Below are 12,637 nucleotides of genomic sequence, written 5' to 3'. Positions count from 1 at the left end.
TCTATATCGCCGAAGAAGCGCGTGGTGGCGCTGCTGCTGAGCTGACGGAGCACGTGGAACAGGCAGCGCGGGCATTGGGCGCGCTGGTCGTGACCTTGAAGGTCGAACTCGATAATGCACCAGCCTTCAATGCCTATCTCTCGGCCGGCTACGAGGAACTCTCCCGCCGAAACGGCATGGCCACGCTGCGACTGGACCTGGAGAAACGCCTCGCACCTTGAATCAGTCGACATGCCCGTGTGCCACATCAAGGAGCCTTCGGGCATGTGCTGCGACATCCACGGACGAGGGTTGCGATCCACTCGCGTCCTATTGTCCTTCGTATGTCCAGATGGCGCAGCTCTTCCGCAACGACGTTGCCCCGATCTACCATGATTGCAGTTCGGAAAGCAGGGTCACCAAAGCGGAAATCGTTGATGCACAAATGCGATCCGTTTTCCGATGCCGCTGGGTCCGGCATGGCTTGCCTGCCAGGCGACACGGCAAACTGGCCCTGTGGCGACACGAGGAACTGGCCCCCTCGATAAACCAGGAGGGAATGGTGGATGACCAATCCGACGGGTGAGAGGCTGCCGCGGACCGAGGGTCTGCGGAGGGACGTAACGAAGGAGCGGGACGATGTGTTGGCTGAAGTCGCTCGGCTGGGGAGCCCGTCGGATCGCGGCGCAGCGCGGATGCTCGAGAACGACGGCGCGGCGTTGGCTGAAGGAGGGGGCGTGGCACAGGCCACCATCCTTTGCGCGCCCGAAAGCGCTGGATGGCCTGGAGGCGTGGGTGGAGGAACGGTTTCGTCGTCGTGCCGGCAACGCCGACGTGGTTCGTCAGGAACTTGCGGCCGAGAAAGGTATCGCGGTGAGTCTGCGCACGGTCGAGCGGGCGGTGGCGCATCTTCGTCAGGAGCTGCGGGCCGAGGCTCGGGCGACGGTTCGCTTCGAGACGCAGCCGGGTCAGCAGGTGCAGATCGACTTCGGCCAGCGGCGTGTGGAGATTGGTCGCACGCCACGGCTGGTATCGTTCTTCGTGGCGACGCTCGGTCACTCCCGCCGCAATCACGTGCGGGCCTTCGCAGGGGAGCGGCAGGAGCATTGGTTCGAGGGGATGGAGAGCGCCTTCGCGGCGTTCGGCGGGGTGCCGGAGGAGGTGTTGCTCGACAACGCCCGCGCGCTGATCCTGCGCCATGACGTCGCCAGCCGCGAGGTCGTGGTGAACCCGAAGCTTCATGCGTTCGCCCTTCATTGGGGCTTCCAGGTCAAGGCCTGCGCGCCCTACCGGCCGCGCACGAAGGGCAAGGACGAGCGCGGCGTTGGCTACGTGAAGGGCAATGCGATCGCCGGACGCGCCTTTGACAGCTTTGCAGCTCTGGAGGCGCATCTGGCGGAATGGACCCGCGACATCGCAGACCAGCGGGTTCACGGCACGACCGGCGAGGCGCCGATGCTGCGCTTTACCCGCAATGAGGCTGGCAAGCTGAAGCCGCCTCCCCGATGTGGGCCGTTCCTGGCGATGCGAGATTTGAGCCGGCGGGTCGGATCTGACTGTGCGGTGGAGTTCGACACCAATGGCTACTCGGTCCCTTGGCGTCTGACCGGCGAGCGAGTCCGCGTGCTGGTCGCCGCCGAGACGGTGCGCATCACCCATGCCGGCGTGGAGGTGGTCTGCCACCGACGCAGCGGCGGCAGACGCGGGCGCATCATCGACGATGCCCACGTCGCCGGGGTAGCCGGTGCCGATGGCCGGGCAATCCGGATTTCCGGAGATAGTGCCGCGGACGTGGAGGGTCCGATTCCGGAGGCCACGCTGTTGCGACCGCTCGCCGAATGCGAGGCTATCGCAGGAGGAGCATGGTGATGGGCGCGGTGGTCACCGATGAGCTGGACAGGATGCCGACGCGGCTGAAACTGACCGCAATCCGCAATCCGCGACCCGCTCGACTCCGTGCTCGACGAGGCTGTGCGGGGGAAATGACACTGCGCGATGCTCTGGCGTTTCCTTGCCAGCGCGAGATCGCCCGCAGGGAGCGAGCCATTGTCCGCCATTGGTCCGAGGACAATGGCGAGCGCCGCATCGACATGAGCTTCGGGCTGGCGAAGTTCCCCTTCGTGCGGGATCCTGGCGGCTTCGATTTCGCCGCCCGGCCCTCGCTCGACCGTGGGCAGATCCGTGACCTCGCCACCGGGCGCTTCATTGCAAACGGCGATGCGCTCCTGGTGCTCGGACCACCCGGCACCGGAAAAAGCCATCTCGCCGTCGCACTCGGCCGCGAGGCGATCATTGCCGGATACACGGTGCTCATCACCGGGGCGATGGAACGGGTGGCGAACCTGGCCAAGGCGCAGGCCGATGGACGTCTCGAAGAACGGTTGACGCATCATGCCGAACCGAGGCTGCTGATCGTCGACGATCTCGACTATCTGCCGCTCGAGGCTGACGCCGCGCGTCCGTTCTTCCAGCTTGTCAGCCGACGCAATGGGCGTCGCGCCATGCTTGTCACCTCGCACCGCGCTGTCGGCGAATGGGGCACCGTCTTCGGGGATGCGGTGGTGGCGGCTGCGATCCTCGACCGCCTGCTTCACCACAGCCACGTCATCACCGTCCGGGGCGACAGCTACCGCCTGCGGCGAAAAGCGCCGCAGCGGGCCTTTGCAAAACCCCGCTGCGGCGCACGAAACCACAACCGTTTCAACATGAGGGTGGGCCAGTCCTTCATGTCGACCCCGGCCAATTCCGAATGTCGCTCGACATGGCACGACACCCCTGCGCGGCCGGGCTGGGTCAATTGCCCCAAGGGCGTGCTAGGCCGCCGTTGCGCGCCACGCCTTGGGTGCATCAACCTGCGGGATCGAGATTTGGTGGAGAGTTCGCTTGCCCAATTCTGACATCTGCTTTCTTGCGACAAGCAAGTCCGGTCTGGGCCACCTGCGCCGGTCAGCCACGATCGCCAGACGCCTTCGGACTCTGGACCCGGCGCGGAAATTGCATCTGATCAGCAACGCGCCGCCCCAGGGGTTGACCGGTGCCGACCTTGACGCCTTTGCCAGTATCCAGGTGGCCGACCGTGCCGCAATGTCCGCCGCTGTCGCAGCCACGGGTGCTGCGGTGATGGTCGTGGATACCATGACGGTTCCGGACCTCGAGTTGCTGGGGCATCCGATGGCTCTGGTTCTGCGCGAGACGCCCAACGCGCAGTTGCCGCGCTTTGCCCTGACAGAAGGGCGGCCTTGGGACCTGATCGTCGTAGCCAATCCGGTGGATCACTGGATGCCCGATCCAACGCTTCTGAACGCGCAGTCAAGGGTTGCGTCGGGCTGGATCTATCGATCCACCGGGCAACGGCGGGGCATCGGGGGACCAGTGCCGCGTGTCCTGGTGGCGACCGGTGGTGGCGGGCCGGCGGCGACCGCGCGCACCGTCTACGCCCAGATCGACGTGCTTCTGGCCCGGCTGCGCCGCGCTGTGCCGGCGTTCGACGTGACGCAGGCCATAGGCGCGCGCGCGCGTGGCTTTGGGCAACTGGCCGAGGCAGACGACATCGTCGACCCCGGCGCTGTCCTGAACGATCTTTTCCGTGAAGCGGATATCGTGATCTCGACGGCGGGCTACAATTCGGTTCTGGAACTGGCGATGACGGACACGCCGACCTTGCTGGTGCCGATCCCGCGCAGCATCGACGATCAGACCGCCCGGGCAAGAACATGGGCGCAGAAACTGGGAATGTGGTTGGATGCCGCAGCGCCCGCTCGGGCCGCCGACTGGCTGGCGCAAGAGATCACCCTTCGCCGTCGCCGCCCCCCCGTAGACCTGGGGCCAAGCGGAGAGGACAAGGCCGCGCGCGCGATCCTGGCGTTGGGATGACAGCGCAGGCGCATTGGGGCGATGAGGTTGCCTTCGTCAAGCGCTTTGCATCGCGTCGGGCAGCCGAGACCGCAATTGTCCGCAGCAGTAACGCGCGGGAGGCGGGGGTGCGAACCCCTGCCGTCCTGGATCGACCCACGCCAAACACCGTGTCCTTCCAACGGATTGTTTCAGCGGCAAAACCGTCTCTGACGCAAATGATGCTGGCGCTGGGGCCGCTGCACGGCATGCGGCGTGACGGGTTGAACCGGTTTGACCCGTTTCGTCGCATTCTGCCTCGGTTGGCTTTGGCACCCGACCCGGTTCGTCTGCTGGCTGCCGCACTGAAGGCGCAGGACGCGGCGCTGTCCTGGTCCCCAGCAGCGGTGATCCACGGCGACCTGCACCCGGGTCAGATGCTGGTCGATGGCAGGAAAAAGGTCTGGCTCGTGGATCTTGACGATCTCGCCTTGGCCCCACCCGAGGCCGATCTGGGCAATCTGGCGGCGTGGATGGCGACACACGCAGAGGGCCCTCTGGAGGGCCGCACACATGAGGCTTTATCTCGGCTAGAGGCCGTCTCGCCCTTGTCGGACCCGGCCTTGACGGACCACTTCTGCCGCATTGCGCTGGTCCGCCGTGCGCTGAAACTGGCGGAAAAAGGCCAGATCTGGGCGCTGGACCAGTTAGCCCTGCGGGCGTGAAATATCATACTTCTCGATGCGGTAGCGCAACGTGTCACGGCTGATCCCCAACAAGGCCGCCGCGCGAGAGACATTGCCACGCGTGGCCGCCAAGGCCTTCGTCAGTGCCATTTCCTCCATCTGGACCAGTTTCGGCACATCGGCAGCGGTCGGCACGGACAACAGCTGGATATGCGCGGCATCGATCGGGGCGTTGCCGGCAAGAAGCCCCGCGCGTTCCATGCAGTTCGCCAGCTCTCGCAGGTTGCCCGGCCAGTCATGTTCCATCAGTTTCACCCGCGCGTCAGGGGTCAGCCGGGGGCGGTCGCGGCCGTGTTTTTGCGCAGACTGTCGGGCAAAGGCTTCGGCAATCGGCAGGATGTCCGAACTGCGTTCATGCAACGCGGGAATGTCGATCCAGCCAATCTGGATGCGATAGAGAAGATCAGCCCGAAAAAGGCCGTTGCGCTCCTGTTTGGCCAGGTTGCTTGCGGTGGTCGCAAGGACCCAGGGCGCATCTGGGGCGGACAGCCCGCGCATCAGCCGTGCCTGACCGTCGTCCTTCAGGGCGTCGACGTTGCGCAGGATAAGCGTACCGCCGCGCTGCTCAAGCGCGAGATCCAGATCTGCGTCGCCGAGCTGGCAGTCAGCCTCGGTCATCGGGCCGCGATCACCCTTGGCCAAGTCATGGATTGCACGGGCGATCGTGGTCTTTCCCGATCCGCGTGGCCCGGTGACCAAGATGTCGGTGGGCGGCGCATCGGTCGTCGGGGCCAGACGGCGCACGGCGGACCGCAGATCGACGGCCGCCGAAGACCGACCAAGAATGCGGTCCACGCCGCGTGCATCGGCCGGGCGCGCGACGTCCTGCAGCATCAGGTTCGCGGCAATGCCGGCAATGGTCGCCAAGGGGGCCGGCTTGACCAGGAAATCGCGCGCGCCGCGTTTCATGGCATCGACGGCGATTCCGATCTCTCCGTGGCCGGTCATCACCACGATCTGCGTCTCGGGGGCGACGGACTGGAACCAGCCCAGCAGATCGAGCCCGTTGTCCCGCCCAAGGCGGACATCCAGAATGACCAGACGCGGATGATGCCGTTCGGCCATGACCATCGCGCTGCGCGCATCGACGGCAAAGCTGGCGGCAAACCCGCGCCGTTCCATGAACGAGACGATGGATCGCGCAAGGACCTCTTCATCGTCGATCACAAGAATGTCCGACATCACACTCTCCTCATATCATCGCCGGCAATCGCAGCGTCACGACCGCACCTTGCAGCGCGCCGTTCGCCAGATCCAGTGACCCGCCCATGCGCTCGGCGATTCGGCGCCCCAAGGCCAGCCCGACCCCCAACCCGGCCGCCTTGCCGGTCTCGAACGGCTCGAACACCCTATGCGTCATATCGGCGGGAACGCCGGGCCCCGTGTCGGTCACCTGCACCTCCAGTGTGCCATCCAGACGGTTGGTCCAGGTGATCCCCAGGATACCATCATCCTCCATGGCCTCGATCGCGTTCGACAGGATGGTGTTCAGCACCTGTTCCAGTTCGGCCGCGCGGCCGAGGACCATCGGACTTCCTGTTCCCGGCGTCACCACGACTGCGATCGACCGGCGCGTCAGTTGCGGCTGAAAGCCGTCGAAGCAGCGGGCAATCACCTGATCGATCTGGGCCTGATCCGACAAGCTGCCCGGATCGCGGCGGCTGCGGATGAGAAATGACCGGATCCAGCCTTCCAGCCGGTCGACCTGATCGGTGATATCGTTCAGCGTGGCGCGGCTGCTGTCTGGAATGTCGTCGTCCAGCGTCAGTTCTGCGCAGGACCGGATGGAGGCCAGCGGATTGCGCAAACCATGCGCGACGGCCGAGGCCATTTCACCCACCACAGCCAGACGTTCGGTCTCGACCGTCCGCGCCTCTTGCCGCACGAGCACACGGCTGGCGTAGGTCACGACCACCGCCAGCCCGCCGAACAGCGCGGCCCCAGCCGCCAGCGCACCCAACCATGCGTAGGTGCGCACCCGCTGAATGGATTGCAGCAGCGCGCCGGGTGCCTTGTAGACCTCGACCGCGCCAACCACGGACAGGCCGTCGCGGGTCCGAATCGGGATGTAGTATTCGATGAAACTGGTGACCCCATCCGGAAAGCCCACATGTTCATCCTTCGCCCCCCGGTCGATCACGTTCAATTCAGGGTCGAGGAGGCCGCGCATGGCAGCCGCGAGTTCCTCATTCTCGGGATAACTCTTCCCGATCATCTCGACGTCACTGGACCACAGGATGGTGCCGTCCCCGGAATACACGTTGGCGCGAAAAACGTCGGGAATGCGGCTGACATGCGACAGCAGTTCCTCGATGTCCTGATCCGCCGGACCGTTGTCAGCACCCTTGTTCACGAAATAGGCGGTGGCATTTTCCACATGCACGACCGAGACACCACGTTCGCCAATATTGTGTCGCGCAATACCAGCCTGACTGGGCTCGATGCGTCCCTGTTCGACGCGACAAATGACCTGGATGATGAGGACGACGAAGACACCGACGACACAGCGACGGACGATGACGACGACGATGTCGGGACCGATACCTCCGGCGATGGTGAAGCCGACGACGGTGACGGCGATGTATCATCTGACGTCGACGAGGACGACGACGACGACAGCACGGGCAACACGGACGTCGACGATGACGACGAGGGCGAGGACGAGGACACGGCTGGAGGCGACGGTGACGTGGGAGGCGACGGATCGCCGGATGGCGATGACGACGCGGACGACGAAACGACGGCGCCGCCACCTCTTGCCGCGGCAGCAGGCATCATCGGCACGGCAGCCGGTGAAGCCCTGTTCGGAACCGCCGCGGCCGACAGTGTCCTGTCGCTGGGTGGGCAGGACATGGTCTTTGCCGGTGCGGGGGACGACGTGGTGCTGGCCGGGGCCGGCCGTGACATGGTGTTCGGCGACGCGGGCGATGACCGCATCTTCGGTGAAGGCGGCGACGACTTCATCGAAGGCGGGGCCGGCAGCGACTTCGTGGTCGGCGGCGGCGGCGACGACACCTTCGTCGCGACCGCAAACGACCGCGACGACGTCTATTACGGCGATGACGTCAGCGGCGGCACCGGCACCGACACGGTGGACATGTCGCGCATCACCGCCGACATCACTGTCGACCTTGGCAGCGGTGCGGGCAGTCCTGGTCATGCCAGCAGCGCCCAGTCCGGAACCGACGTGTTGTGGAGCATCGAGAACTTCCTGGCCGGGGCCGGGGACGATGTGATCACGGCCGGTCGCGGGGTGAACACGATGGATGGCGGCGTGGGTAGCGATACCTACCGGTTCCTGTCGGTCGAAGATGCCGACGGCGACACGATCGCCAGCTTCGAGCCCGGTGATCGTATCGACCTGTCGCAGATCGATGCCAACGGATCGGCTGCGGGCAAGGGGAATTTCACCCTGGTCTCCGACGCCTTTACCGGCACGGGGCAGCTTCTGGTGACCCACGAGACCGGTGCCGACGGCGAGGTGACGGTCATCCACGGCAATGTCGGCGGTGACAATGCGGCGGACTTCAGCCTGACCGTCAAGGGTCGGCACAATCTGGTGGATGACGATTTCCAGCTTTGAGGCCGATCGGGATCGGAGGGTCCGGGTGGCACCGTCGCCCGGACCGATATCGACCCTCATTTTGAACTTTGAATGATTGGAAACGCCATGTCTTTAAAGGACAAGAAGACGTCGAAGGCCGCCTTCAACATTCTCGGGCCGGTGCGCGGACTTATCGTGTTTCTGCTGCTGTTGTCGGGCATCATCAACATCCTGGCGCTGACTGGCTCTTTCTACATGTTGCAGATCTATGATCGCGCCCTGGTCAGCGGCAGCATTCCGACGCTGATCGCGATTTCGGTGCTGGCCATCGGTCTTTACTGCTTTCAGGGCATTTTCGACATCATCCGCACGCAGGTGCTTGTCCGCGTCGGCGCGCGGCTGGACCGCAGGCTGGCACCGGTCGCGCACAGGGTCGTCGTGGACATGCCGCGGCTGGGCTATTCCACCTCCGAAGCGCTCGAACGGGGGCGCGATGTGGATACGATCCGCGGCTTTCTGGGGTCTCAGGGCCCCATCGCGATTTTCGACCTGCCCTGGATGCCGATATTCCTCGCCTTCGTCTACTTTTTGCACCCGACGCTGGGGGCCCTGACCATCGGCGGTGCCTTCGCGCTGGCGATCCTCGCCATCGCGACGGAACTGCGCACGCGCAACTGGAGCCACGCGACGACCGTCGCCACCATCGAACGCAATGCGATTGCCGATTCCAACGCCCGCAACGCCGAGGTCCTCAAGGCGATGGGCTTCGCCTCGCGCGCGGTCGCGCGTTTTGCAAAGGCGAACGACAGGCACCTCGAGCTGCAGACCCAAACCACCGACATATCCGGCACGTTCGGGGCGATTTCGCGGGTGCTGCGGATGCTGCTGCAGTCCGGCATCCTCGGCTTGGCCGCCTACCTCACGATCATGGGGGAAATGTCGGCGGGAGCCATCATCGCGGCGACGATCGCATCGGCCCGCGCGATGGCCCCGATCGACATGGCGATCGGGAACGCCAAGAACATGGAAGCCGCGCGTGCCGCGTGGAAGCGCGTGCGCCAGACGGTCGAGATCATGGAAAACCGGCCCCGCCCGATGGACCTGCCCCGGCCGATGGCGACCCTGAAGATCGAAGGTGTGACCGTCGCCGCGCCGACGACGGGCCGCATCCTGCTGAGCGACGTGGCGTTCGAGGCGAAGGCCGGCCAGGCCATCGGGATCATCGGGCCAAGCGGCGGCGGCAAGTCGACGCTGGCCCGGACCCTGACCGGCATCTGGCCGCCCCTGCGCGGCTCTGTCCGGCTGGATGATGCAGAGCTTTCGCAGTGGGACGACGACGCCCGCGGCGCGCACATCGGCTATCTGCCGCAGGACGTCGCCCTGCTCGATGCAACGGTGGAAGAGAACATCACCCGGCTGGCGGAGACAACGGATTCGACGGCAATTGTAGAGGCGGCCCGCGCGGCGTCGGTCCACGAGATGATCGTGCGCATGCCTGACGGCTACGGCACTTATCTTGGCCCGATGGGGACTGCGATTTCCGGCGGCCAACGCCAGCGCCTTGGGTTGGCGCGCGCGCTGTACGGAAACCCCTTTCTGGTGGTGCTGGACGAACCCAATGCGAACCTCGACCCCGAAGGCGAGGCGGCGTTGACGGCCGCCATCGAAGGGATCAAGCAGCGTGGCGGCATTGCCGTGGTGATCGCGCACCGGCCTTCGGCGCTGCAGGCCTGCGATCTGATCGGTGTCGTGCAGCGCGGCAAGCTGACCGCCTTCGGACCGCGCGACCAGATCCTGAACCCGCAATCGGTGCCGAAGGTCGAGACGCCGGCGGCATCCGCAAAGGATGCGCCCAAGGTCGGCCCGGCCCGCGCCCTGCGCTCCGGTGACCGGATTGCCGCTGGAGGAGCGATATCATGATCGATGTCAAAAGTATCCGATCAGGCGCGCCAAAGGTCGACCCGGCCGACCCCCTCGGCCTCAGGCCGCCGCCTGAACCGGCGACCCGGCTGCTGTCGTCCTGGGCCGTGGGGCTTGTCAGCCTTGGCCTGTATATCAAGTCCTTTCTCTGGTGGGACGACGCGACATCAACACCGGCCGCAGAACCGCGGCCGCAGGACACCACGCCCAATTCGGTCCCGCGTGCAGGCGATCCCCTTGCGTTCGACACGGGCGCAGAAGATCCGGGGCAGGACGACGTTCAGGACAGTCAAGACCTTGCCGCCAGCTACTATCAACTGCCGGTCGTCATCGTCTCGTTCGGCGGGTCGTTCGCCCCGCCGCCCATGAGGGCGATGCCCGGCGCGACGGAACCCTTCAGCGCGAATTCGAGCTTGCCACCGTTCGCCTCTGCGACGGGACGGGTTCCGGTCATTGAGGGGGCACCGGGTATCGGTTCCGGCGGTGCCGCGATCTTGCCCGGCCTGGACCAGCTGACGATCGTCGACGGTGACGCCCCTACTGCGCCACCGCCCCCCGCAAAGGGGCCGGGCAAGGTCATACGTCCCGACTTCGGCGGGCCCGGGCAACCGAATGTGCCACCGGTGCCGCCAACGCAGCCTCCGGTCGACGCGGTGGATGACGAGGACGATGAGGACGACACCGACGACGGGACCGGACCGGTGGTGCCTGCCCGTAATCTGGCGCCCCGGAACGCGGGCCCGGTCCTGCTTGGCGACATCGGCAGCGGGGCGGCACTTGCCTTCACGCTGAGTCATTTCCTGTCGCGGACGACCGATGCGGAGGGCGATCCGCTGGAGATCACGGTCCCGCAGGCCACGTCCGGCGCGTTGATCCAGAAAGGCGACGGATGGCGGTATTTTGCGGATCAGGACCAACTCGGCGAGGTCCGGATCACCTACACCATCAGCGACGGCGAATTTGCGGTCGCGCAGACCGCCATCCTGAACGTCGTCGAGAACGCATTCACCGGTACGGACGGCGACGACCTGATCGTCGGCACGCAGGGCCGCGATGCCATCGTGGGACTGGGCGGCGACGACCTGATCGCCGGCATGGCGGGACGCGACCGCGTCTATGGCGGTGACGGCAACGACAACATCGCGGGCGACGACGGTGACGACATGCTCTATGGGGACCAGGGTGACGACATCATCGCGGGCGGGCGCGGTCATGATGTCATCTTCGGCGGGGAGGGCGACGACCGCCTCTACGGTGAAAGAGGGCGATGATGCCATTCACGGCGATGCGGGCCAGGATGAAGTCTTTGGCGGGATGGGCCGCGATCTGGTCGATGGCGGCGACGGTGACGACCGCCTGTCCGGTGGGGATGACGACGACGTGATCCTGGGCGGCGCAGGGGACGACAGCATCGCCGGCGACGACGGCCACGACAGGCTTGACGGCGGCGCGGGTCAGGACGTCCTGTCGGGCGGAGCCGGCAATGACTGGATGGACGGTGGCGCGGGGCGCGACATCCTGCACGGCGACGACGGCGGCGACACGCTTCATGGCGGTGCGGACGACGACATCCTGTCGGGCGACGACGGCGACGACATCCTGTCGGGCGACGACGGCGACGACCGACTGTCCGGTGACGACGGAGAGGACATGATCTTTGGCGGCACCGGGCATGATGTCGTCACAGCGGGTGCCGCGGCCGACATCGTCTTCGGAGGATCGGACAGCGATCAAATCGCCGGTGATGCCGGGAACGACATCCTGTCCGGCGACGAGGGTGACGATGTCATCTTCGGAGGCGCTGACGACGATATCCTGTCCGGCGGTGAGGGGTCCGACGTCGTTCAGGGCGAAGCGGGCGATGACGCCGTCCTTGGCGATGACGACATGGCCGACGACCATTATGACGGCGGCGACGGCACCGACGTGCTGACCTACGCGAACGCGTCGGGAGCCGTCGCCATCGATCTGGTCGACGGCGTCGTCACGGGCCTGTCCGTCGGGGCCGACACCATCGCCGACTTCGAGCTGTTCATCGGATCGCCGCTGGACGACAGCTTTGTCGCAGGGCAGGGGACAGGGGACCTGACCGGCAACGGCGGCGCGGACCTGTACAATTTCGTCCAGGGAGACACCGTTTCGCTCGGGCAGTCGATCTACCGCATCACCGACTTCGGCGACGACGACCGCATCTGGATCAGCCGGGGTGAATCGCATCATCAGGTGCGCCGGGCGCAGAAGTCGCTGGAAGACCGGATCGAGGACGGGCTCGAGGACTACGCCGGCCAGATCGGCACGGACGAGCCGCGACTCGTCTTTCATCACGACTGGACCGACACCTATCGCCGGACCGTCATCGAGGTGGATTTCGAGCGCGACGATACCATCGACCTCGAAATCCTGATCAGCGGCGAACACATGCTGCTGGTCGAGCATGCCTGACCAACACAGCAAAGGATCAATCGACATGGCCAGACCCATACCCGGGAACGCAAGCAGCGGACCGTCATTCGACAGGATCGGCGGACGGATCGCCGCGGGCATCGTGCTGGCCTTCGGTCTGCTGGGCGGGATCGGAAGCTGGGCGGTCACGGCACATCTGACCGGTGCCGTCGTT

General features: G+C 65.7%; 11 protein-coding genes. 9 read left to right on the top strand and 2 right to left on the bottom strand.

The window, feature by feature from the left end; genetic code table 11:
- From ACOI1H_RS20095 to ACOI1H_RS20075, 5 genes are all read left to right on the top strand, one after another.
- A partial coding sequence (locus ACOI1H_RS20095; protein ID WP_422439663.1) for a GNAT family N-acetyltransferase occupies positions 1-221 on the top strand: 221 nt, incomplete at its 5' end.
- Positions 222-618: 397 nt separating this feature from the next.
- A complete protein-coding gene (istA, locus tag ACOI1H_RS20090; protein WP_422439661.1) occupies positions 619-1,848 on the top strand; it encodes an IS21 family transposase in 1,230 nt (409 codons plus the stop codon).
- Positions 1,842-2,876, top strand: coding sequence for an IS21-like element helper ATPase IstB (istB, locus tag ACOI1H_RS20085; RefSeq protein ID WP_422439659.1), 1,035 nt, complete (start codon positions 1,842-1,844; stop codon positions 2,874-2,876). The genes istA and istB overlap by 7 nt, the downstream gene beginning before the upstream one ends.
- Entirely contained in the window at positions 2,863-3,852 is a 990-nt protein-coding gene (locus tag ACOI1H_RS20080) for a glycosyltransferase (RefSeq protein WP_422439658.1), read from the top strand. Before istB ends, ACOI1H_RS20080 begins: the two co-directional genes overlap by 14 nt.
- 107 nt (positions 3,853-3,959) lie before the next feature.
- Positions 3,960-4,535: a phosphotransferase family protein gene (locus ACOI1H_RS20075; RefSeq protein WP_422439656.1), complete on the top strand. Its 576-nt coding sequence runs from the start codon at positions 3,960-3,962 to the stop codon at positions 4,533-4,535.
- Here ACOI1H_RS20075 and ACOI1H_RS20070 read toward each other — a convergent pair.
- Both ACOI1H_RS20070 and ACOI1H_RS20065 read right to left on the bottom strand, forming a co-directional pair.
- Positions 4,518-5,738 carry a sigma-54-dependent transcriptional regulator gene (locus tag ACOI1H_RS20070; RefSeq protein WP_422439654.1) on the bottom strand — a complete coding sequence of 407 codons (1,221 nt, stop codon included), beginning with the start codon at positions 5,736-5,738 and terminating at the stop codon, positions 4,518-4,520. The genes ACOI1H_RS20075 and ACOI1H_RS20070 overlap by 18 nt on opposite strands.
- Before the next feature lie 10 nt (positions 5,739-5,748).
- Positions 5,749-6,933: a sensor histidine kinase gene (locus tag ACOI1H_RS20065; RefSeq protein ID WP_422439652.1), complete on the bottom strand. Its 1,185-nt coding sequence runs from the start codon at positions 6,931-6,933 to the stop codon at positions 5,749-5,751.
- Between ACOI1H_RS20065 and ACOI1H_RS20060 the strand changes: the two genes are divergently transcribed.
- The 4 genes from ACOI1H_RS20060 (at position 6,934) to ACOI1H_RS20045 (ending at position 12,462) form a co-directional block, all read left to right on the top strand.
- Complete coding sequence (locus tag ACOI1H_RS20060) at positions 6,934-8,139, top strand: calcium-binding protein (RefSeq protein ID WP_422439650.1); 1,206 nt, start codon at positions 6,934-6,936, stop codon at positions 8,137-8,139.
- An 87-nt stretch (positions 8,140-8,226) separates the two neighbouring features.
- Positions 8,227-10,020: a type I secretion system permease/ATPase gene (locus ACOI1H_RS20055; protein ID WP_422439648.1), complete on the top strand. Its 1,794-nt coding sequence runs from the start codon at positions 8,227-8,229 to the stop codon at positions 10,018-10,020.
- Positions 10,017-11,291, top strand: coding sequence for a calcium-binding protein (locus ACOI1H_RS20050; protein ID WP_422439646.1), 1,275 nt, complete (start codon positions 10,017-10,019; stop codon positions 11,289-11,291). The genes ACOI1H_RS20055 and ACOI1H_RS20050 overlap by 4 nt, the downstream gene beginning before the upstream one ends.
- Positions 11,233-12,462 carry a calcium-binding protein gene (locus ACOI1H_RS20045; RefSeq protein ID WP_422439644.1) on the top strand — a complete coding sequence of 410 codons (1,230 nt, stop codon included), beginning with the start codon at positions 11,233-11,235 and terminating at the stop codon, positions 12,460-12,462. Before ACOI1H_RS20050 ends, ACOI1H_RS20045 begins: the two co-directional genes overlap by 59 nt.
- Positions 12,463-12,637: the final 175 nt, after the last annotated feature.

Origin of the sequence: Loktanella sp. DJP18, assembly GCF_049310965.1 — a bacterium.
GTDB lineage: Bacteria > Pseudomonadota > Alphaproteobacteria > Rhodobacterales > Rhodobacteraceae > Loktanella.
The sequence above is the reverse complement of the archived record's forward strand: the minus strand, read 5'-3'. Positions and strand labels throughout refer to the sequence as shown.

What these genes read in the sequence shown, in the direction of transcription:
- istB (WP_422439659.1), top strand. Translation starts at nt 1,842, where the DNA reads ATGGTGATGGGCGCGGTGGTCACCGATGAGCTGGACAGGATGCCGACG.
- istA (WP_422439661.1), top strand. Translation starts at nt 619, where the DNA reads ATGTGTTGGCTGAAGTCGCTCGGCTGGGGAGCCCGTCGGATCGCGGCG.
- ACOI1H_RS20050 (WP_422439646.1), top strand. Translation starts at nt 10,017, where the DNA reads ATGATCGATGTCAAAAGTATCCGATCAGGCGCGCCAAAGGTCGACCCG.
- ACOI1H_RS20055 (WP_422439648.1), top strand. Translation starts at nt 8,227, where the DNA reads ATGTCTTTAAAGGACAAGAAGACGTCGAAGGCCGCCTTCAACATTCTC.
- ACOI1H_RS20045 (WP_422439644.1), top strand. Translation starts at nt 11,233, where the DNA reads ATGATGTCATCTTCGGCGGGGAGGGCGACGACCGCCTCTACGGTGAAA.
- ACOI1H_RS20060 (WP_422439650.1), top strand. Translation starts at nt 6,934, where the DNA reads ATGCACGACCGAGACACCACGTTCGCCAATATTGTGTCGCGCAATACC.
- ACOI1H_RS20070 (WP_422439654.1), bottom strand. Translation starts at nt 5,738, where the DNA reads ATGTCGGACATTCTTGTGATCGACGATGAAGAGGTCCTTGCGCGATCC.